Here is a 21,064-nt window from a genome sequence, read left to right as displayed (position 1 = left end):
TTAAAAGGCTTAAAACCATTTACGGCGGCTCCGCTCATTGCTTAGAGATAGTCAAAACAGGGAAGTGCGCCCTGTTTCTCTTTGGATGTGCGAACATGCTTGCAATGGCTTCTCTCACCGTGCGCCTTTTAAGAAGTTCACTTAAAAGGCTTAAAACCATTTACGGCGGCTCCGCTCATTGCTTAGAGATAGTCAAAACAGGGAAGTGCGCCCTGTTTTGACTATCTCTATTATCAAGAAAACAAGTCGAGTTGTCTAGGTGCTAGGCCATGATATTCAATATCAAGCATTTCTATGAGCTGCTTGGCATTTGTGGCTGCGTCGCCTCCAGAATTGTTATTAAAAATAATAAAGATGTCTTTTGTTTGCGTTGTCAGCGATTGTAAGTTTTGTTTCCATTCTAAAAGCTCCGCTTCGTTGTATTTGTATAAATAACGTACGTCTCGCCATGTTCCATCACCAGGATCATTCCATCCGTGGACATTACGACCGTGGAAGCGAATCAGTGTCTTATCCGAATGAGTAGCTTCTAAGATAGTTGGAACCGAGCGCACTCCAGCTTGCGGTTCATCACAGATGCTATGGATCCACTCTTCTTCTCTCATAAACTTCAGTGTTTTCTCTCGCATGTTTCCTACAAACCATGAACGATGACGAAATTCAAGGGAAACTGGCAACTCTTTTAGTTGCTCCTTTACATAGCGGATCCATTGAACATGTTCTTTTTTACAGTCAAACCAGGGAGGAAACTGGCAGAGGACCATCGCTAATTTTCCTTTTTCAATCAATGGTTCTAAAGATTCACGAAATGCATGAAACATCTCATCCTTTGTAGCAAAAGGAGCAAATCCACGTTGATGCCCAGTCATTCCTTGATAGGCTTTAACGACAAATTGAAACGTAGGAGGAGTTTCTCTTGCCCATTTGTCCATATTTCTAGCAGGTTGAACCGCATAAAAAGAAGCATCTATTTCAACAATTGGGAAGTGTCCTGCATATACTTCTAATTTTGATTGTTTGCTCATTCCTATGTACAAATCATCATGATCTCCCCAACCCGCAAGGCCAATATAGATCATTTTCATTCACTCCTTATTACGCACAAATCCAGTGTTTTTAGTTTACCATGAAACCTCTTTCTTCACAGAATCATTGCTCAATTTATCTTGTATACAAAAAAGAGATAAAGACTGCAACTTTTCGTACAACTCTACCTCTTTTAACTTAATATTCAGCTGTAATAATCGGTGTACCAATGGTTACATCCACACTGCTTCCATTTCCTACATCCCTTACCCCTATTTGCATATTAATCTGCTCTGAGTCATTAATAGCTATTCCACTACCCCAATAAGCTGTGTAGGCTGATACTGAAACAAAATGACTTTCCACCAAACCTTCCTTTACTTCTCCTGAAAACGATTCTACTAGATTGCTAGCTACATGGTCTAACTCTTGATCTTCTTCCCTGTCCATCGTTGTGCGTACTGTTACATAATGATCATTGCCTATTACCTTCTGATTGATCACCTCAAACATTTCTTCACACCATTTGTCTCCTGTAATTTGATACGTCATACTTACCATTTGCTGATCTAGGCTTTCGTGAGCTGTAACCACAATTCGTTCAGCTGCTATCGTTTCCTTATTAGACTTTGTTCCAACTATTTTTCGGTACTCGCCATTTCGTACTTCTTCTTCAACCCATTTGAAATCGCGGTAATCATCCTTCAAATTTACTATGAACCTATCAAACTCTTTAGCGTTTTTAACCTTTGTTTGTTCTTGCTTCGAGTATACTGTCCAATCCCTAATATTCATGTTCTCTTCAGTTACTACTTCCATAATCTCCTTTAATTCATGTAACTGGTCCGTATCGCTGCTAACGGCTTGAGTTTTATATAATCCAAAAATGGCTGATAGTAACACACAATATATAATAATATTCTTCATCAATCTCCTCACCTCCCTAACAGCATTGACAGATTCATAGAAATATAAACGATGAGAGACATCTTTTTTCTTTATCTTTCAACTTAACAGCTTTATTAAATAAACGATTACACTAACAAAATAAGTAAAAGGGATTTATTCACCTTACAATCAACCAAAGATCCATTAATTCTTTGCCTAGATGGATTGATTAAGCCCAAATCATTATGCGATTTGGGCTAATAATTTATATGGTTTTTTCGTATTTCTCCACAAATACTCTACTACATATTCAATGAACACATAGTTTTCTGCACCTAATTCCTTTCCTACCTCCAGCCCCTTTTTAACTCTAACAGCTGCAATTCATTTTCTCGAAAAATTCAAAGGATGCTTCTACACGGGCTTTAGCAAGATCCATGCCAGAAAACTTATTATATGGCCGAACGAACCATTGTACCTGAACCAAAGGGGTCAGAACCTTCGCCTGTGAAAGTATGCCAATAAGATACCGCAAAACGTAAAAGATCTTCCATCTTTTGTCCATTAATTGTTTCTTCTGGATTGTAATATTTAAATGCAAAAGGATTCGTTGAATTGGGGCCTTCATACTTAATTTGGTTAACCTTTTCAAAATAACTGATGTTACTACCTCCACCTACTTTATGTAATAAAAGTCAATATTCATTAAGTTGCGGTTATAGTTTGTCCCATTTGAGTAATATAGATTTAAAGCTAATAATTTATATTTAGTAAAATTTAGTGGTGAAAGGGGAGAATTAGGGAACTATTCCCTGGTTAAATGTGGTGAGATCAAGCAATATCTACATTGTATTAGTAACATTAGTCGCAACTTTAGGTGGTCTTTTATTTGGCTATGATACAGCGGTTATTTCAGGAGCGGAGAGCTCGCTACAAGTTTACTTTATAGAAAGCTTAAACCTTTCTCCTCTTGCACATGGATTAACGGTTTCAAGTGCTTTAATCGGTTGTATAATTGGTGGATTATTATCAGGCTATCTTTCTTCTCGAATAGGAAGAAAACACACCCTAATAATAGCAGCAATATTATTTTTATTATCAGCTTTGGGATCCTCATTTCCGGAATTTTTATTTTTTACACCGGGAGAACCTTCCTTCGCTCTTTTAATTACATTCAATATATACCGAATAATTGGCGGTATAGGAGTAGGACTGGCATCTGCTGTATCGCCTGTGTATATAGGAGAGATTGCCCCGTCCGAAATTAGAGGTCGATTAGTTTCTTTAAACCAATTTGCAATCATTTTCGGAATGCTAGTTGTTTATTTTGTAAACTGGGGAATAGCAAGAGGCCAATCTATAGAATGGATCAATGATATTGGCTGGCGCTACATGTTCCTATCGGAAACGATTCCAGCTAGTATATTCTTTCTTTTATTATTTACAGTACCGGAAACTCCGAGGTACCTTGTATCAATAAATAAAGAAGAAAAGGCTAAGCAGATACTTTCTAAAATTTATAATGAAACAATGGTGAAAGCTACATTGTTTGAAATAAAAAAATCCTTTAACGTAGAAAAAGGCGGATTATTTTCGTTTGGTAAAAAAATTATTATCATTGGGATTTTATTATCCGTTTTCCAACAATTTGTCGGAATTAATGTAGCCCTTTATTATGCACCCCGCATTTTTGAAAGCATGGGTGCCGCTAGAGACGCTTCGATGTTTCAAACAATTATTATGGGGTTAGTCAACGTAATTTTTACCGTAATTGCCATTCTAACCGTTGATAAATTTGGCCGAAAACCATTATTAATAATTGGTTCTATAGGCATGGCCTTTGGTATGTTCGGCGTTTCTGGGATGGGGTTTTCTAATCAAATAGGCATTGGTACATTAATTTTCATTATTATCTATACTGCTTCCTTTATGATGTCATGGGGACCTGTTGTTTGGGTTTTAATTTCTGAAATTTTCCCTAATAAAATCCGCGGACAGGCTGTAGCCATTGCAGTGGCAGCACAATGGTCTGCCAACTATTTTATCTCTTCAACGTATCCAATGATGATAGACTATAGTGCAGGGTTAACCTATTCTTTTTACGGTACTATGAGTGTACTTTCGGCACTTTTTGTCTGGAAACTAATTCCTGAAACAAAAGGAAGATCTCTTGAAGAATTAGAAAAATTGTTAAAAAAATCAGTTGAAAATGGTTAGAAAAACAGAAAATCATGAAGGCACCTTGAGAACAGCGAAAGTCTCAATTATTTCGGGACTTTTCCCTTGTCTGATCTTTTTGTCCATTTTCTTTAATATCAAAACAAGTAAAAGGCACCTGCCATATAAAAACAGGTACCTTTTACTTTTTTTTTAGCTAGCTTTTTCTAATTTCATCTTATGACCTTTACGTACGGGTGTTTCCAGTGCTTTTCCATTTCCTCTTATCCCTGGTTCATCAAGCTTTCGGACATCTGCCTTTGTCACTGTTGCATCAAACACAAATTGATAAGCTCCATCTACATCTGGTGTAAATGTAAGGTTATCACCTCCTGGAAGCCATTCTCCATCCATAACAAATTTAAACTCAACTAGTTTCCCAGCTTCAAGCTCGATTGCTTCTGACTTCCATACGTTTTCTTTTTCATCAAACAGTAATGATTGATCATTATTTTCCCAGCTAAGGGGTTCTGATCCTCGTAACACACCGGCTTCATACTTCTTATAATCTACTTTTTCTTCCCCTTTGACTAACTTACCCGACACTTCAAAAATTTTGAAACCTTGAGCTTCCATTGTGATTTCAATGGTTCCTTTTTTTGTCGTTTTCTTTTCTTGAGTTAAAGCATTTTCTAGCCTTACATTCGTTAATCGATCTTGATGATAAACTTCCGCTAAATCAAACGTTTGTTTAGCGCCTTTATTCACTAGAACGAGTAAACGTGAATCCTTATCTTCACGTTCGAAAATGAGTACATCATCATTCACAAAAATTTCTTCAAACGTACCTGTACGTAGAGCTGAATACGTATCTCTCAATGAAATAATTTCTTGATAATGAGCAAATAGATCAAGATCTTGCTCTTCCTCTTTCCAAGGCATCATTTCGCGATACCATCTGTCTTTCCAATCACTATAGTCATGATGGTTTCCACTTTGGGACATCCCAACTTCTGTCCCATAATAAATCATTGGTGAGCCAGGCAACATAAATTGCGTAAACGAAGCAAGCTTTAACTTATTCGTATCGTTTCCTGCTTCATATAAGAACCGAGGTACATCATGGTTATCTAAAAATGATGATAAAATGTATTCTGGATGATAAGTAGCAACGTTATCTTTTACTAAATTGCTCACATTTCTCATTGAACCGTTACGAGCAAATGTACTTTTAAATGTATCGTGGAAGCCAAAGTCGAGAGCCCCGTCTAATTTCCCAGCATAAGAGTTGATCTTATCACGATTATCCCAAATCTCACCAAAGATATAATAATCTTCATCTAATTGTTTAACGGCATGACGGAAATCAACCCAGAAGCTATAGCTAGGTCCTTTTGCATAATCTAGACGGTATCCATCAAAGTTCACCTTTTCTAACCAAAAAGGGATCACTTCTTTAAGCATATAGTCTCTTGTTTCTTGGTTATCATTATTTAATTGTGGAAGACTTTCTACACCATAGAACGTTTCATAGGAGCCATTCTCATAGAAGGTGTACCAGTCATAGTAAGGACTATCCTTTCCATTCTTCAATGCATCTTGGAAGAATGGGCTCTCATCTGAACTATGGTTGGGAACCATATCATATATTACTTTCATGTCACGAGCATGAGCCTTATCAATTAATTCTTTTAAAACATCAAGCGAACCGAAGTTTTTATCAACATCTAAAAAGTCAATTGGATGATATCCATGAGAATATGGACCTTCAAAAACAGGTGATAAATAAAGAGTGTTAACTCCTAGCTCATCTAAATAATCAAGTTTTTCAATGATCCCTTCAAGGTCACCACCCATCCAGTCTTTCAACGCATCCTCTAAGCCTATCTCATCAACATTGACCGTGTCATAGTTATTATCCTTATTCCCGTCTTTAAAACGATCGACAAAGATGTGATAAATCACAGCATCTTTTGCCCATTCAGGAGATTTGAAATCATCTACATAATAAGCAAATTCAGTTGCTGCACCAGATTCTAAGCTATTCGTATCCGCAAATTGGGAACCTTCTCCATCTTCATCCCATACATCTACTTTATATTTTACTGGTGTTTTATTTGATTGAGCTGGGATGGTTCCTTCTAAAATAGTTACATACCCATGACTGCTTTCATTTGTAGAGACGATGTTCATTTCTACAGCTTGTCCAACTCGAGCTTCTCCTCTCGCTCCTTCTGGAGAAGCTCTATCCGTTGTAAAGTAAATACCACCATCCGTAATCGGCCCATTATGCTCAACTTCTGCTGTAATCGTTACATCATCATTCTCACTCGGAATAAATGGGGAGTGATTAAAATCATGAGAGACGTTACTTGCAATGGGAATGCCTTTCCATGCTTGAACTGTGTCTTCTATTATAGCTCCTTCTTCAGAGAAAGAAGCTTTTCTTAGTTCATCTCTTTCTTCTTGATACTTTGAATCACCTAATGCATATCGATAATGCAGCTCTTCTCCAGCAGGACCCTTTAAGTGAATCGTGTATAGTCCATCCTCTCCTTTATTCATCCTTGTAATTGAATAATTATAGTTATTCATATTAGAACCGACTGTTACAACAACCCAATCCGGAGTCGCTTCAGGAACTTCCACTTGTAACGTTAGTTCTCCATCATACTCCGTTGCAGGACGTACATCGACATGTCTTTCATTTTCTGGATGAAAAACAAATTGATATGCTCCTGCTTGAGGAGTCGTGTACTCTAAGTTTGCTCCTGGCATCCATTCGCCATCATATACAAACTTGTATTCAACCTTTTGACCACCTGGTAGATTAATAGGTTCACTAATCCACACTCCATCTTCTTTATTAAACAATAAAGGATGATCATCTCCATCCCATTTTAACGGGGCTACACTTCCTCGAAGTACGACACTTTCATATCCATCCGCATCACCAGACCACTGTCCATAAACAGATTGCGCAAACGTTGGCATGAATGTGCTCACCAAAAGCAATAATGACAAAAATATTAACGATAAACGTTTCATCCCCAAACCCTCCATCTTCATTTTATGAAAACGCTTCACAAAAACGCTTACATTAATGATAAAAGGAATCTTATTTATTTTCAATGAGTTGCACTGTTTCAAAATTAAAATGAGTCCTTTGAACGAGCAACCATGTGCAACTCCTGCGCAAATAAGAAAGCGGTTGCACATCAGTAGTAAAAAAGAAGCAAATCCCCGAAAGGACTTGCTTCTTTATATTTATTAACCGATTGAACCTTCCATCTCGAACTTGATTAGACGGTTCATTTCTACTGCATATTCCATTGGAAGTTCTTTTGTGAATGGCTCGATGAAGCCCATTACGATCATTTCTGTTGCTTCTTGCTCAGAAATACCACGGCTCATTAGGTAGAAAAGTTGATCTTCAGATACTTTTGATACCGTTGCTTCGTGCTCAAGCGTAATGTTGTTGTTTAGAATTTCATTGTATGGAATTGTATCTGATGTTGACTCATTATCCATGATAAGTGTATCACACTCGATCTTCGACTTAGAGCCTTCAGAACGACGGCCAAAGTGACAGATACCGCGGTATGTTACTTTCCCACCATGTTTTGAAATCGACTTCGATACAATCGTTGAAGAACAGTTAGGTGCTAAGTGATGAACTTTTGCACCAGCATCTTGGTGCTGCCCTTTTCCTGCGATTGCGATGGAAAGGATCGTACCTTTTGCCCCTTCACCACGCATCACAACAGCTGGATACTTCATTGTCAGCTTAGAACCGATGTTACCATCAACCCATTCCATTGTTGCACCAGCATCTGCTACAGCACGTTTTGTAACTAGGTTAAAGATGTTTGGAGCCCAGTTTTGGATCGTTGTGTAACGGCAATATGCGTCTTTTTTAACGATAATTTCAACAACCGCACTGTGTAGTGAGTTTGTTGAATAAACTGGTGCTGTACATCCTTCTACATAGTGTACAGAACTATCTTCATCAGCGATGATTAGCGTACGCTCGAATTGCCCCATGTTCTCAGAGTTAATACGGAAGTACGCTTGAAGAGGTGTGTCTGTTTTTACGCCTTTAGGTACGTAAATGAACGATCCACCAGACCAAACAGCTGAGTTAAGTGCTGCGAACTTGTTATCAGATGGAGGAATGATTGTTCCAAAGTGCTCTTTGAAAATTTCCTCATGCTCCTTTAACGCTGTATCTGTGTCTGTGAATAGAATTCCTAACTCAGTTAGTTCTTCTTTCATGTTGTGGTAAACAACTTCAGACTCATATTGAGCAGAAACCCCTGCTAAATACTTTTGCTCTGCCTCTGGGATCCCAAGCTTATCAAATGTGTTTTTGATTTCTTCTGGTACTTCATCCCAAGATTTCTCTGACTTCTCTGATGGCTTAACGTAGTACGTGATGTCATCAAAGTTTAATTCAGCTAAATCCCCGCCCCATTGTGGCATTGGCATTTTATAAAATTGTTCTAATGATTTTAAACGGAAATCTAACATCCATTGTGGTTCATCTTTCATGCGTGAGATTTCTTCAACGATTTCTTTCGTTAATCCACGCTTTGAACGGAAAATCGAAACATCTTTATCCGAGAACCCATATTTATATTCTCCGATTTCAGGCATTTTTTTCGCCATTGTGAAAGCCTCCTCTATTATTATCGAGTGCAATGGTTTCGCACGCTGCCCCTAAATAATCCTTCTTGAGCTAAGGCAGCGGCTACGCACATCGCTTCAAGTTAGATCAATAAGGTCAAACCCCGACCTATTTTGACTAACTTTCTTACTTGCGGTCGTTAATTCCCTTCTCCATTGCCTTCCATGCTAAGGTCGCACATTTAATACGAGCAGGAAATTTCGCCACACCTTGTAGTGCCTCAATATCACCTAAGTCAAAACGCTCATCATCATATTCTTTTCCGAGCATCATATCTGAGAAAATTTGCGACATTTCAATTGCCTCATCCAATTTCAAGCCTTTAATGGCTTGAGTCATCATCGAAGCGGAGGCTAAACTGATTGAACATCCTTCTCCAACAAATTTCGCATCTGTGACCTTATCATCTTCTACTTTCATTTGAATTTGAATGCGGTCACCACATGTTGGGTTATTCATATTTACCGTAACCGTATCACCATCAAATTCCCCTCTGTTACGCGGGTTTTTGTAGTGATCCATAATCACCTGTCTATAAAGTGTATCTAAATTAGAAGACATCGCCAAAGTACTCCTTTGTTTTTACTAGTCCAGTGACAAGTGCATCAACGTCCTCTTTCGTGTTGTATAAATAAAAGCTAGCACGAGCTGTTGCTGTCACCTCAAGCCATTTCATAAGTGGCTGTGCACAGTGATGACCGGCACGAACAGCAATTCCTTCAGCATCTAGTACCGTTGCAACATCGTGAGGGTGCACATCATCCAAATTAAATGTTACCACACCTGCGCGCTTTTTCGGTCCAAAAATTTTCAACCCATCAATTTCAGATAATCGCTCAATCGCATATTCAGCTAATTCGTGTTCATGCTTTAAAACATTATCCAAACCGACCTCTTCTAAAAAGTCTATGGCTGCACCTAGTCCAATAGCACCAGCGATGATTGGTGTCCCACCTTCAAATTTCCAAGGAAGCTCTTTCCACGTTGAATCTTGTAGTCCTACAAAATCAATCATTTCGCCACCAAACTCAATTGGCTCCATGTTTTCTAGGAGATGTTTCTTGCCGTAAAGGGCCCCAATTCCAGTTGGACCACCCATTTTGTGACCTGAAAAAGCGAAGAAATCACAATCTAGATCTTTAACATCCACTTTCATATGCGGCGTACTTTGGGCACCATCCACGACCATAATTGCGCCATTGCGATGAGCAATTTCAGCAATCTCTTTGATTGGATTAATCGTCCCTAACACATTTGACACGTGCATAACGGAAACGATTTTTGTGTTTTCTGTAATCGTCTTCTCAACTTCAGCTAAATCAAGCGTACCATCTGGCTGAAGCGGGAAGTATTTTAATGTTGCTCCTGTCACCTTTGCAACTTGCTGCCAAGGAATGATGTTACTGTGATGCTCCATCATAGAGATCACAATCTCATCGCCTTCTTTCAAGTTAGCACGAGCGTAACTAGAAGCAACCAAATTTAACGCTGTCGTTGTACCACGTGTGAACACAATCTCTTCGATGGAGTTGGCCCCGATAAAGTTACGAACCTTTTCACGAGCACCTTCATATCCATCCGTTGCAAGTGTTCCAAGCGTATGAACTCCGCGGTGAACATTTGAATTATAGCGACGGTAGTAATCATCAAGTGCTTCAATGACTTTTAGTGGCTTCTGAGATGTAGCCGCGCTATCCAAATAGACAAGCGGATTTCCGTTAACATTTTGATCAAGAATCGGAAACTGCTTTTTGATCTCTTTGGCATTCATTAGCGAACTTTCCCTTCGATTGCCTCTCTTAAGCGTTCCTTAACAGACTCAATTGGAAGCTGCTCAACGACTGGTGCTAAGAAGCCGTGAATGACTAAGCGCTCTGCTTCTTTACGAGAAATCCCGCGGCTCATTAAGTAGAACATTTGAAGAGGATCTACTTGACCAACAGATGCAGCGTGACCTGCTGTTACATCATCTTCGTCGATTAGAAGAATTGGATTTGCATCACCACGAGCTTTTTCACTAAGCATTAGTACTCGCTCTGTTTGAACACCGTTTGACTTTGTAGCACCATGCTCAATTTTTGTAATTCCGTTAAAGATTGAAGTAGCAGCTTCACGCATAACACCATGCTTAAGGATATGACCTTCAGAATGCTTTCCATGATGGAAAATTTGTGTTGTGAAGTTTTGCTTTTGCTCTCCACGTCCAACAGAAACAGTCTTAGTATCAGCCCAAGAGCCGTCGCCTACTAAATGAGTTGTGTTTTCAGAAACTGTGTTTCCATCATTCATTTGTCCAAGAGCCCAATCAATACGAGCATCTTTGCCCACATGTGCACGACGAACAACATATGTTGTTACATTGCTACCAAAGTTATCAACCGCACCAAATGCCACTTTTGCATTTGCTTTTGCGTACACTTCTGCAATGATATTAGCTGCAACATTGCCGTCAACGTTAGAGGTGTAGTTTTCCACATATGTCACAGAACTATTTTCTTCAGCTACAACGATCACGTGGTTTGATAGTATGGCTTCTGGTGTTTCAATTGAGAATACCGCTTGAAGTGGAACCTCAACTTGAACATTTTTTGGTATATAAATAAATGTTCCGCCATTTAGTAGTGCTGCATGTAAACCAGTAAGTTTGTTCTCTTGTGGTTTCACTGCTTCACCGAATAAATAAGGTTTCACAAGATCAGCATGCTTTTCTAAAGCTGTTTGGATGTCTGTAAAAATAACACCTTTTTCAGCTAATTCCGCATTTGTCTTTGTATATACAGCTGATGTATCTTGTTGAACATACAAGTTTTGCTCATCTGTCTCTTCACCAATTAAAGCTTGCAAACCTTCTGGTAAAGCTTTTACAGATGTTGCTTTTGGCTTTGCGTTCATATCAAAGCGTGTTTGCGTAAACGTCCACTTATCAATTTTAGTTTTATCTGGCTTTGGAAGCTCTGCTGATTCAGAAATTTCTAAGCCTTTTAAACGAATGTCGCGTACCCAATCTGGTTCATTGCGTCCATTCGAGAATGATTCAATTTGTTCTTTTCCGAACAATCCTTTTGTCTCGACTGACATACATTACCCACCCTTTACTATTGTACTGCTCGCTTCGTGCGAGGTTGCATCTTAATTCGTATCTGACCTTTATTTACGCTTCTTGGTTTGCTGCTTCTACACGCTCGTCTTCAATACCTAGCTCTTGTTTGATCCAGTCATATCCTTCTGCTTCTAAACGTGCAGCAAGCTCAGCTCCACCAGATTTCACAATGCGTCCTTGCATCATAACGTGTACTTTGTCAGGAGTGATGTAGTCAAGTAGACGTTGGTAGTGAGTGATAATTAAACAGCCGAAGTTTTCGCTGCGCATTTCGTTCACACCTTTTGAAACAACTTTAAGTGCATCAATGTCTAAACCTGAGTCAATTTCATCTAAGATGGCAATCTTTGGCTCAAGCATTAATAATTGAAGAATTTCGTTACGCTTTTTCTCCCCACCAGAGAACCCTTCGTTTAAGTAACGGTGTGAGAAAGAATCGTCCATATCAAGAAGTTCCATTTTCTTATCTAATTGACGGATAAACTTCATTAGAGAAATTTCATCGCCTTCTTCACGTTTCGAGTTGATTGCTGATCGTAAGAAGTCTGCATTTGTAATCCCGCTAATTTCACTTGGGTATTGCATTGCTAAGAAAAGACCAGCTTGTGCACGCTCGTCCACTTCCATTTCTAGCACGTCTTCTCCATCAATTGTTACAGATCCGCTTGTAATTTCATATTTAGGATGACCCATGATTGCTGAAGCAAGAGTTGATTTACCTGTTCCGTTTGGCCCCATGATTGCATGGAACTCCCCACCTTTGATTTCAAGGCTGAAATCTTTTAAAATTTCTTTTCCTTCAACTGATACGTTAAGGTTCTCAATTTTTAGAAATGGTACTGACATTTACAATGACCTCCAATGTATTTTGCTTCATCTATGGGATAAAGCTTGCTAATTTTTGTAATAGTTTTATTCTCAATCTATTCTCATTACAATCTTATACTAAATCTATTCTTAGTTCAAGGACGGAGAACCAATTATGAAACTATTTGTACTATGTTTATAGTGTTAACGTTTCTTCTCCTGTAATAGGAAATTCTCACCTTATTAGCATTCCTTTTCATTACCCTATGTAAACCATAAAAAAAAGTACTTGGACATATTATGCACAGAAGAAGAGTAGTGCCAATCGGCACTACTCTTTCAATATTTTAACACACTTATTATCGTTTAGCTAAATTGAGCGGCTAGCTTTTTGCTCTTCTCATAGTCTTTTTCGCGTTGCTTCTCGACTTCTAACCGTTTTTCCAAGTTACGATTATACTCAGCATAACTTGTTCCGTGAGATTGTTGCATTGCTTTTTCCATTTCACCATTGTGTTGGTTTTTTAATAAATGGATAATAAATCAATCCTTTCTCGTTTTGTCACAAGTAATCGTACCATAGTCAGAAAATTTGACCAACACGGAAAAAACGAGTTAGATCACGATATACAGACGTGAGATATGATTATACAATGTCAGAAAATGTTCCAATACATTTTCTCGGCCTTACAAAGTCTGAAAGCTTATCTCTTAATTTTATTTATTGCAGTTGATTGTTATTGCCACCTAGCTCTGAAATACATTCTTGAACAAGAGTTACGGCCTGACTCATAGCTGCGCCTCCACCAAATGCCGCTGTGACTCCGACCGTCTCTAAAATCTCCTCTTCCGTGCACCCTTGATCTAAGCATCCTTTTGCATGATAAATAATGCAATATTCATCTTGCGAATACACACTAATTCCAAGAGCGATCATTTGCTTCTCTTTTTGAGAAAGCTTCCCTTCTGCAAAACACGCCTCAGTAAAAGCATTGTACTTCTTCGCTATATCAGGCATTTTCTGAGTGAAATTCCCTAGCCCTTGTTTATACTCCTGTAATGCCTGGTCGATCGGGTTATTTTGTTGCTGTTGCTGTTGATCCATCAAACATACCTCCCAAGTTCTTGTAATAACAACGATAGTATTCGTTAACAGTTACCTGTTTATTCAAATTTGATTGACCAGGTTAATAGAACATAAAAAGCCTAATAAGCTAAGACTCAATTAGGCTGCTTTTTGCTCTGCTTTATTTTCATTTATTTTCCGAAAGACAACATAAAAGTATGTTGATCCTAACAAATATAAAAAGGCTGTAATCGTAAAACATACGCATATCCATGGTAAGCACCATAGATCATAACAATTGATGTTGATACAGGTCCCATAACTGCCCAGCCTAACTGGAACACCATTTGACCAACTGAATTGGCTAATCCTTTCATTGAGTCATCAACCGTTCTCATCATTAGGGCCATTTGAATCGGATTTCCAGCATTCATCAACGCTTGTCGAAATAAAAAGCCAATCACCGCTAACCAAAGTGTTTCAGTGTACGCTGTTAATAGCAGAAATGGAAGCGATGCGAGTTGCAACATTACAACTGCTTTAACTTCCCCAAACCGTTTAACGACAGAAGGCCCAATCATAAAAGCAACAGCTGTCATAGCCTGGCCAAGTGAAAGGATAATCCCGACTAACGAGTTACTAATTTCAAATCGGTTACTAAAGTAAGGTTCAAATACGGAATGACAAGCCCCGATCAAATCCTATTAATACATTTGCAATGGCAAATAAACCAATCCATTTAAAGCTTGATCGATGAGTAGTAAAAAGACTCCCAAGAGAGCTAGCTCCTGTTTTTTGAACTCTCTTTTTTTGTTCTTCATTAATTTTAAAAATTGGAAGTAACGCTATAAAGAAAATAAGTGAACCAATTAGCAATGTACTCCTTACACTCTCAAGCATTGATAGTTGGAAAAAGACATGAAACAGATCGGTTAATGTCCCCCCTAACGCATTTCCAATTACATTTGCAACCATAATAAGTGCAAAATTAAAACTAAATAAATGAACACGTTCTTTTTCCGTTGAATTTTCTGCTAACAAAGGGATCGATGATACTTGAATAAAAGCCATAAAAAGCCCTGTCGTAAAAGCCATGGCAAGCAACAAAATATCCCCTGCCAACACCGCTCTAAGCAAAAGGCTTGTTGCTGCAAATAACGCACCAATCATTATGATCCGTTTCCGCCCAAACTTATCGCTCATTAAACCAGCTGGCAAAAGCGCTATTGCACTAGCCAGTGCTTGCATCGCAATAACACGGCCATTCATTTGATCACTAAAGCCTAACTCTCTTATGTAGTAATTATAAATAACCATAAAAATTCCCATACCAATATTCGCTAGTACCGAAGCAAGCAAAAAGAGGCGGACATTTCGATTGTACCCTTTTAGCTGATCATTCCACTCTCCAACAAACTTCCCCATAGATACACCTTCGTTTGTGATATTTCGCTTATCTAAATATTATAATAGGCGATCTTACTCGAAAAGAAAAGAGCTAATAGCAAAAGGTGGGCTTCCTTTTGCTATTAGCTCGGAAATTATCCTGCCACTTTCTTGCGCTTGCAAATTTCTAAAAAAATCCGAGAAATAATCTTTACAACAAACACCGCAAACATTGAATGGATCCAAATCGCTCAAGCCAAATTTCATAGACGGATTGTGGTATCCCAAATAACATCAACTTTCCGATGATGCCAGGTAATTTGGAATTATAAGTTGATTGACAATACCAAAGCGATAAGAAAGGACAAACTAAAAAATCATAAACGACATTAATTTGAAATTTACGCGGTAAAAAGCGTACCGGGTATTTCAATTGTTTTGTCTTCACTAATGTTTTATCAAATGCATAATTTACAAGACCATCTACAATGAATAAAGGCAACCAGAGTTTCACTGACGGCTTTTTAAATAGTGTTGGAATACTTACTAATCCGAAGATGATTCCTGCGATTAAAATAATGCGTTCCTTCATTTTCATTAAAAATGCACACTCCTTTATAAATGTAGAGTGTGCATTCGCAAATAATACTATGATGACTTTACTTACCTAATACTGCCACAACAAGTCCTATTGCTAAGGCTATCATTGGCACTACGACGAAGTTAAAAATCATTTTTTTGCGTTGCTTTCTCTTAAACGCTTCTTCTGGTGTAAAAAACATATATTTCCTCCACATTTTTATTTCACACAGAGGACGATTACATCCGGTAGCTGGCTGGCATTCCAATGAAGCCCCTTTAGCTTTGCGTCTTCAACTTTCGGTGATTTTGCCCTTTTCGCATGTGTGTACATGTTAATTATCGACATCATTAGACAAATGTTTAGATTTAATTTAATTTTATTTACCTGATAAAGTACCTAGTCATGTAAATAAGTCATCAAAAAAAGGCCAGAGTAGAGTTTTTATCTCTACTCTGGCTATACATCTTAGCACCAGCCCTCGTCACAGCCTTCTACGTAAGATTTTACTTCATTAGGATTTTCTTGCTCATAGCGAAAGATTTTATCTCTATCAAATTCAAACCCTTCAGCCATTTCATGCTGAAATCCTTCGTTTGTTTCAATCACTTTCCCTACTTGCGCATCCCCCATATATAAATTCATATGGCCATTCTCATACTTTCCCTTTACTTTGCTTGTAACATCAACACGTACGAGACTCATGATATAACCTCCTTATACAGAAGTTAGTTTTATGGTGCCCTAGCGTTGCTATTTGCAATCATGGGGATATTATGAAAATGAGGAAGAGCGGCGTTTGAGCGGTTCCGTTACCTACCTGGCAAGCCAATAACAACAAGTTAATTTCCTCATAAAGCTGATGATGGACTTTTCTGACCTAGGTGAATCACAAAAAACCAAAAGGAAAATTTCCTTTTGGCCTAGATAGTGCGAACATAGGATGATGCACTGGCTTCACTCACCGTGCGCCTTCCTGCGAAAACCACTCAAAAGGCTTAATACATTACGGCGGCTTCGCTCAGTGCATCGAGGATTAGAAAAAAGGGAAAACCACCCTTTTTTCTAATCCTCACTAATCATTTCTTCGTATTGTTCAGCTGTCATTAGCTTGTCAATTTCGCTTGAGTCGCTTGGTTCAACAACGATCATCCAAGCTTTTTCGTATGGAGACTCATTAACGAATTCAGGAGAATCGTCAAGGTCTTCATTTACTTCTACGACCTTACCGCTAATTGGTGCATATAATTCAGATACCGTTTTTACTGACTCAACGCTACCGAAAGGCTCGTCCGCTTCAATCTCATCGCCAACTTCTGGAAGTTCAACGAATACGATGTCTCCAAGTTCAGATTGAGCGAAATCCGTGATCCCAACACGAACTTTCTCTCCTTCAACTTTTACCCATTCGTGCTCTTCTGAATACTTTAATTCCTTAGGTAAATTGCTCATTCCTAATACCTCCATCTAAAATAATACAAATTTTACTACATTATACCTTCTTTGCCATTGAAAACAAACAGTTAGCTCCAAGATTCCTCAAATTGTTCTTCTTTAAAACCTACTGACACCTTGCTGCCATCTGTTGTAATCGGGCGTTTGATAAGCATGCCGTCGGAGGCAAGTAAGCTAAGAGCTTCATCTTCACTCATATCCTTAATTTTATCCTTTAGTCCGAGTTCTCGATATTTTTGACCGCTCGTATTAAAAAACTTTTTAAGCTCTAAGCCACTTTTTTCAAAAAGATCACGCAGTTCTTCTTTTGATGGTGGTTGTTCTACAATATGTATAGCGTTCACTTCAATTCCTTTGTCAGCAAACCATTTTTTTGCTTTCCTACATGTACCGCATTTTGGGTACTCATAGAACGTAATAGCCATTTTCTCCCCTCCTCCCATGTCATTATTTTGTTCAAAAGCACAACAATATACCCCTTTTTTAGGGAAAGCCCCTAATGATTGGTGCTTTCCCTTATTTATTATTGCTCATCTTCTGTTTGTTCACAATTATTTAGCTCAATGATTTGCTCTGTATTCCATGTTGTCTGCAAAGCATCATGAACAGAGCCTTCAATTGAAGTGGACTGTTCTTCTACACCGGTTAATGGAGCGGTGTAGCTGATTTTCTCTTTTTTTGTCAATTGGATCTCCTCCTCTGCTCGTCCTTGCTTTAGGTTGTGTTATTACAAGAAAAAACATGTGTCTACCGATGTAATAAGCATATTCTTGCGAGAAACCAGTCCAACAACACCAGTATAATGGCAAAGAAGCCTCAAATATTTGAGACTTCTTTGCACTGAGAGGAGAATGCTCCATTTGAAAGGAGTATATTTTATTTTTTGAGAGAGATGAACCTCTCAAAAGTGATTACATCATTACACAACATAGCGTTTTTCTTCTAATACAACTCCAGCAATTTGACGTTTCTTTGCAATTACGTTGATTGGCGTGTGACGTGTTAACTTTCGAAGAACACCTAGCATTGTACGGAGCTTATCGCCTTCTTCCATACCTACAAGAGATTCCTTTGCATGTGCTTCAATGCGGTTAAAGGCTTCTTGGCAATATACTTGTGTCATGAGAAGCTTTTGCTGCGCTTTTTCTTCACCAGACTTATTAACAGCCTTTTCAGTACGCAGGATTACCGATTCCATTGAATAGATTTCACTTACGATGTCAGCAACATTTGAAAGCTGTTCTTGCTCGTGCTGGAGTTTTTCCGCGTATTTTTGAGCGCCATTTCCAGCAACCATTAAGAAAATTTTCTTCGCCATTCCGAGCAGATATTTTTCTTGCTCAAGTGGCTCATCACCAATTTCTTGCGGCATCAGCATCATAATTTCTTCTTGAAGGGCTGTCGCCTTTTGTAGTAGTGGTAGTTCCCCCTTCATTGCTTTACGCATGATGGTTCCAGGAACGAGAAGACGGTTGATTTCATTAGTCCCCTCAAAAATTCGATTAATGCGCGAATCTCTGTACATGCGTTCAACTTCATATTCAGCCATGAATCCGTATCCACCATGGATTTGAACGGCTTCATCAACGACATAATCAAGCGTCTCAGATCCAACTACTTTATTTAAAGAACATTCGATGGCGTACTCAGCAATGGCTTTAGCTACCTTGCGACCATCTTTTTGCTCTTCATCAGATAAACCGCCAAGACGCTCTTCAAACAGGCCTCCTGTTCGGTAGATCGAACTTTCTGCTGCGTATGTTGCTACAGCCATATTTGCTAATTTTTCTTGAATGAGCGTGAATTTTCCGATCGGAGTTTTAAATTGTTTTCGCTCTGTCGCATATGTTGCCGCAAGCTCTAGTGCTCGCTTCGCACTTCCAACACAACCAACTCCAAGCTTGTAACGCCCAACATTTAAGATGTTAAAAGCAATAACATGACCTTTTCCGATTTCACCAAGGACATTATCTGTAGGCACAAGGGCATCTTCTAAAATTAATGTTCTTGTTGAGGAGCCTTTGATCCCCATTTTCTTTTCTTCTGGGCCAGTTGAGACCCCCTTAAAGTCCTTCTCGACAATAAAAGCTGTGAACTTATCTCCATCAATTTTTGCATAGACAATAAACACATCTGCAAAAGCCGAATTCGTAATCCACTGTTTTTCTCCATTTAATATATAATGTGTACCTGCTTCATTTAAGATAGCTGTTGTTTTGGCGCCTAGGGCATCTGAACCTGAGCTAGGCTCTGTTAATGCATATGCTGCGAGCTTAGCACCTGATGCCAAATCAGGAAGATATTTTTCTTTTTGTGCATGGCTGCCGAAGAAAACGATAGGTAAGGAGCCAATTCCAACATGTGCACCATGGCTAAGGCCGAACGCGCCTCCGCGAACGAATTTTTCAGAAATAAGAGAAGAACTAATTTTGTCTAGCCCCAGACCACCATATTCTTCAGGAACATCAGCTCCAAGCAACCCAAGCTCTCCAGCCTCTTTTAATAATCGAACCGTGTGCTCAAATTGATGTTCTTCAATTTTTTCTAACACCGGCTCAACTTCCTTAATGACAAACTCTTCTGTTGTTCGGCCAATCATAACATGTTCGTCTGTGAAATCCTCTGGAGTAAATAACTTATCTGCCTCAAGATCCTCTACTAAAAAGCTCCCGCCTTTGACTACTTTGTCTTCTGTTTGACTCATATCCTCATCCCCCTTTTTTATTAGCCAATAAGTTCAAAAACTCCAGCAGCTCCCATGCCTCCACCGATACACATCGTGACAACACCAAACTGTTCATTCCGACGCTTCATCTCATGCATTAGCGATAGTGTTAATTTCGTACCCGTGCAACCGAGTGGATGCCCAAGTGCAATCGCACCACCATTGACATTGACTTTATTATGATCAAGGTTTAAATAACGGATGACTTGTAATGCCTGTGAGGCAAAAGCTTCATTTAATTCAAATAGCCCTATATCCGATAGCTCTAGCCCCGCTAGCTGCAATGCCTTTGGGATTGCTTCAACTGGGCCGATCCCCATAATCTCTGGTGCTACACCTGCTACTGCAAAAGAACGGAATTTCACAATTGGTTGTAACCCGTTTGCCCTAGCTTCTTCACGGTCCATCACTAAAACGGATGCTGCCCCATCGCTCATTTGTGACGAGTTCCCTGCTGTTACACTTCCTTTTGGGTGAAAGGCGGGCCTGAGTTTTGCTAACCCTTCTGCAGACGTGTCTGTTCTTACACCTTCATCCGTTGTAAATTGAACATGCTTCTCTTTCAATTTATGATCATTACCAACCGAGCGAATCGTTACATCGACAGGAACAATTTCATCTTGGAAGTGACCTGCATGAATTGCGGCTGCCGCCCGTTTATGACTTTCCACTGCAAAGGCATCCTGGTCCGCACGGCTCACCTCAAAGCGACTTGCTACCTCTTCAGCTGTATACCCCATTCCCATATAATATTCAGGCTGTTCTTCTACAAGCTTCACATTTGGAGCAATAACATGACCGCCCATTGGAATCATGCTCATTGACTCTGCTCCTCCAGCTATGATTGCTTTTGATTGACCGAGCATGATTCGCTCAGCTCCGTATGCGATGCTTTGCAATCCAGATGAACAATAACGGTTGATCGTAATGGCTGGGACGGTGTTCGGAAGTCCTGCTAACGCAGAAATGTTTCGAGCCATATTCATGCCCTGTTCAGCTTCTGGCATCGAACACCCGATAATCACGTCCTCAACTAGTGATGCATCAAAATCTCCGGCACGTTTCAACGTTTCACGAACCGTAATTGCACCTAAATCATCTGGACGGACGTTTGCTAACGTGCCTTTATTTGCTTTTCCGACTGGTGTACGTGCACCAGCTACAATCACTGCTTCTCTCATTGTGTA

20 protein-coding genes, 2 pseudogenes and 1 riboswitch are annotated in these 21,064 nt (G+C 39.2%); of the genes and pseudogenes, 2 read left to right on the top strand and 20 right to left on the bottom strand.

Features of this window, described 5'->3' with window-relative positions; translation table 11 throughout:
- A partial coding sequence (locus SAY88_RS05540; protein ID WP_332630034.1) for a hypothetical protein occupies positions 1-221 on the top strand: 221 nt, incomplete at its 5' end.
- A gap of 12 nt (positions 222-233) precedes the next feature.
- Here SAY88_RS05540 and SAY88_RS05535 read toward each other — a convergent pair.
- The 3 genes and pseudogenes from SAY88_RS05535 to SAY88_RS05525 form a co-directional block, all read right to left on the bottom strand.
- Entirely contained in the window at positions 234-1,079 is an 846-nt protein-coding gene (locus SAY88_RS05535) for a DUF72 domain-containing protein (protein ID WP_332630032.1), read from the bottom strand.
- Positions 1,080-1,224: 145 nt separating this feature from the next.
- Positions 1,225-1,953 (bottom strand): YwmB family TATA-box binding protein, encoded by a 729-nt coding sequence (locus SAY88_RS05530; RefSeq protein ID WP_332630042.1) that lies wholly within the window; start codon positions 1,951-1,953, stop codon positions 1,225-1,227.
- A gap of 343 nt (positions 1,954-2,296) precedes the next feature.
- Positions 2,297-2,576: pseudogene (locus SAY88_RS05525) on the bottom strand (xylose isomerase); the annotation flags it as partial.
- 163 nt (positions 2,577-2,739) lie between these two features.
- On the opposite strand from SAY88_RS05525, the gene xylE reads away from it, so the two are divergent.
- Positions 2,740-4,131, top strand: coding sequence for a D-xylose transporter XylE (xylE, locus tag SAY88_RS05520; protein WP_332630030.1), 1,392 nt, complete (start codon positions 2,740-2,742; stop codon positions 4,129-4,131).
- A 153-nt stretch (positions 4,132-4,284) separates the two neighbouring features.
- Here xylE and SAY88_RS05515 read toward each other — a convergent pair whose 3' ends face one another.
- The 17 genes and pseudogenes from SAY88_RS05515 to SAY88_RS05430 form a co-directional block, all read right to left on the bottom strand.
- Positions 4,285-7,119, bottom strand: coding sequence for an alpha-amylase family glycosyl hydrolase (locus SAY88_RS05515; protein WP_332630028.1), 2,835 nt, complete (start codon positions 7,117-7,119; stop codon positions 4,285-4,287).
- A gap of 222 nt (positions 7,120-7,341) precedes the next feature.
- On the bottom strand, positions 7,342-8,739 hold the full coding sequence (gene sufB, locus SAY88_RS05510; protein ID WP_332630027.1) for a Fe-S cluster assembly protein SufB: 1,398 nt from the start codon (positions 8,737-8,739) through the stop codon (positions 7,342-7,344).
- A gap of 145 nt (positions 8,740-8,884) precedes the next feature.
- A complete protein-coding gene (gene sufU, locus SAY88_RS05505; protein ID WP_332630026.1) occupies positions 8,885-9,319 on the bottom strand; it encodes a Fe-S cluster assembly sulfur transfer protein SufU in 435 nt (144 codons plus the stop codon).
- Complete coding sequence (locus SAY88_RS05500) at positions 9,309-10,529, bottom strand: cysteine desulfurase (protein ID WP_332630024.1); 1,221 nt, start codon at positions 10,527-10,529, stop codon at positions 9,309-9,311. Before SAY88_RS05500 ends, sufU begins: the two co-directional genes overlap by 11 nt.
- The gene (sufD, locus tag SAY88_RS05495) at positions 10,529-11,836 is read right to left on the bottom strand and encodes a Fe-S cluster assembly protein SufD (protein WP_332630022.1); all 1,308 of its coding nucleotides are present in this window, start codon (positions 11,834-11,836) and stop codon (positions 10,529-10,531) included. The genes SAY88_RS05500 and sufD overlap by 1 nt, the downstream gene beginning before the upstream one ends.
- A gap of 73 nt (positions 11,837-11,909) precedes the next feature.
- On the bottom strand, positions 11,910-12,704 hold the full coding sequence (sufC, locus tag SAY88_RS05490) for a Fe-S cluster assembly ATPase SufC (RefSeq protein WP_332630020.1): 795 nt from the start codon (positions 12,702-12,704) through the stop codon (positions 11,910-11,912).
- 327 nt (positions 12,705-13,031) lie between these two features.
- A complete protein-coding gene (locus SAY88_RS05485) occupies positions 13,032-13,169 on the bottom strand; it encodes a YuzK family famiily protein (RefSeq protein ID WP_250098810.1) in 138 nt (45 codons plus the stop codon).
- A 217-nt stretch (positions 13,170-13,386) separates the two neighbouring features.
- On the bottom strand, positions 13,387-13,770 hold the full coding sequence (locus SAY88_RS05480) for a carboxymuconolactone decarboxylase family protein (protein WP_332630018.1): 384 nt from the start codon (positions 13,768-13,770) through the stop codon (positions 13,387-13,389).
- Positions 13,771-13,890: 120 nt separating this feature from the next.
- Positions 13,891-15,156: pseudogene (locus SAY88_RS25925) on the bottom strand (MFS transporter).
- Positions 15,157-15,328: 172 nt separating this feature from the next.
- A complete protein-coding gene (locus SAY88_RS05465) occupies positions 15,329-15,715 on the bottom strand; it encodes a CBO0543 family protein (RefSeq protein WP_332630012.1) in 387 nt (128 codons plus the stop codon).
- Positions 15,716-15,776: 61 nt separating this feature from the next.
- Entirely contained in the window at positions 15,777-15,899 is a 123-nt protein-coding gene (locus SAY88_RS05460; protein ID WP_332630010.1) for a hypothetical protein, read from the bottom strand.
- 42 nt (positions 15,900-15,941) lie between these two features.
- Positions 15,942-16,020, bottom strand: a riboswitch (cyclic di-GMP riboswitch).
- 145 nt (positions 16,021-16,165) lie between these two features.
- The gene (locus SAY88_RS05455; protein ID WP_332630009.1) at positions 16,166-16,402 is read right to left on the bottom strand and encodes a YusG family protein; all 237 of its coding nucleotides are present in this window, start codon (positions 16,400-16,402) and stop codon (positions 16,166-16,168) included.
- Between the two features lie 360 nt (positions 16,403-16,762).
- Complete coding sequence (gene gcvH / locus SAY88_RS05450) at positions 16,763-17,149, bottom strand: glycine cleavage system protein GcvH (RefSeq protein WP_034626665.1); 387 nt, start codon at positions 17,147-17,149, stop codon at positions 16,763-16,765.
- Positions 17,150-17,220: 71 nt separating this feature from the next.
- Positions 17,221-17,577 (bottom strand): arsenate reductase family protein, encoded by a 357-nt coding sequence (locus SAY88_RS05445; protein WP_332630006.1) that lies wholly within the window; start codon positions 17,575-17,577, stop codon positions 17,221-17,223.
- A gap of 98 nt (positions 17,578-17,675) precedes the next feature.
- Positions 17,676-17,837: a hypothetical protein gene (locus SAY88_RS05440; protein WP_332630004.1), complete on the bottom strand. Its 162-nt coding sequence runs from the start codon at positions 17,835-17,837 to the stop codon at positions 17,676-17,678.
- Between the two features lie 234 nt (positions 17,838-18,071).
- Positions 18,072-19,856: an acyl-CoA dehydrogenase FadE gene (locus SAY88_RS05435; RefSeq protein ID WP_332630002.1), complete on the bottom strand. Its 1,785-nt coding sequence runs from the start codon at positions 19,854-19,856 to the stop codon at positions 18,072-18,074.
- 20 nt (positions 19,857-19,876) lie between these two features.
- A complete protein-coding gene (locus SAY88_RS05430) occupies positions 19,877-21,058 on the bottom strand; it encodes an acetyl-CoA C-acetyltransferase (RefSeq protein WP_332630000.1) in 1,182 nt (393 codons plus the stop codon).
- Between the last annotated feature and the right edge of the window lie 6 nt (positions 21,059-21,064).

Origin of the sequence: Halalkalibacter flavus, assembly GCF_036663575.1 — a bacterium.
Taxonomy (GTDB): Bacteria; Bacillota; Bacilli; order Bacillales; family Bacillaceae_D; genus Halalkalibacter; species Halalkalibacter flavus.
The sequence above is the reverse complement of the archived record's forward strand: the minus strand, read 5'-3'. Positions and strand labels throughout refer to the sequence as shown.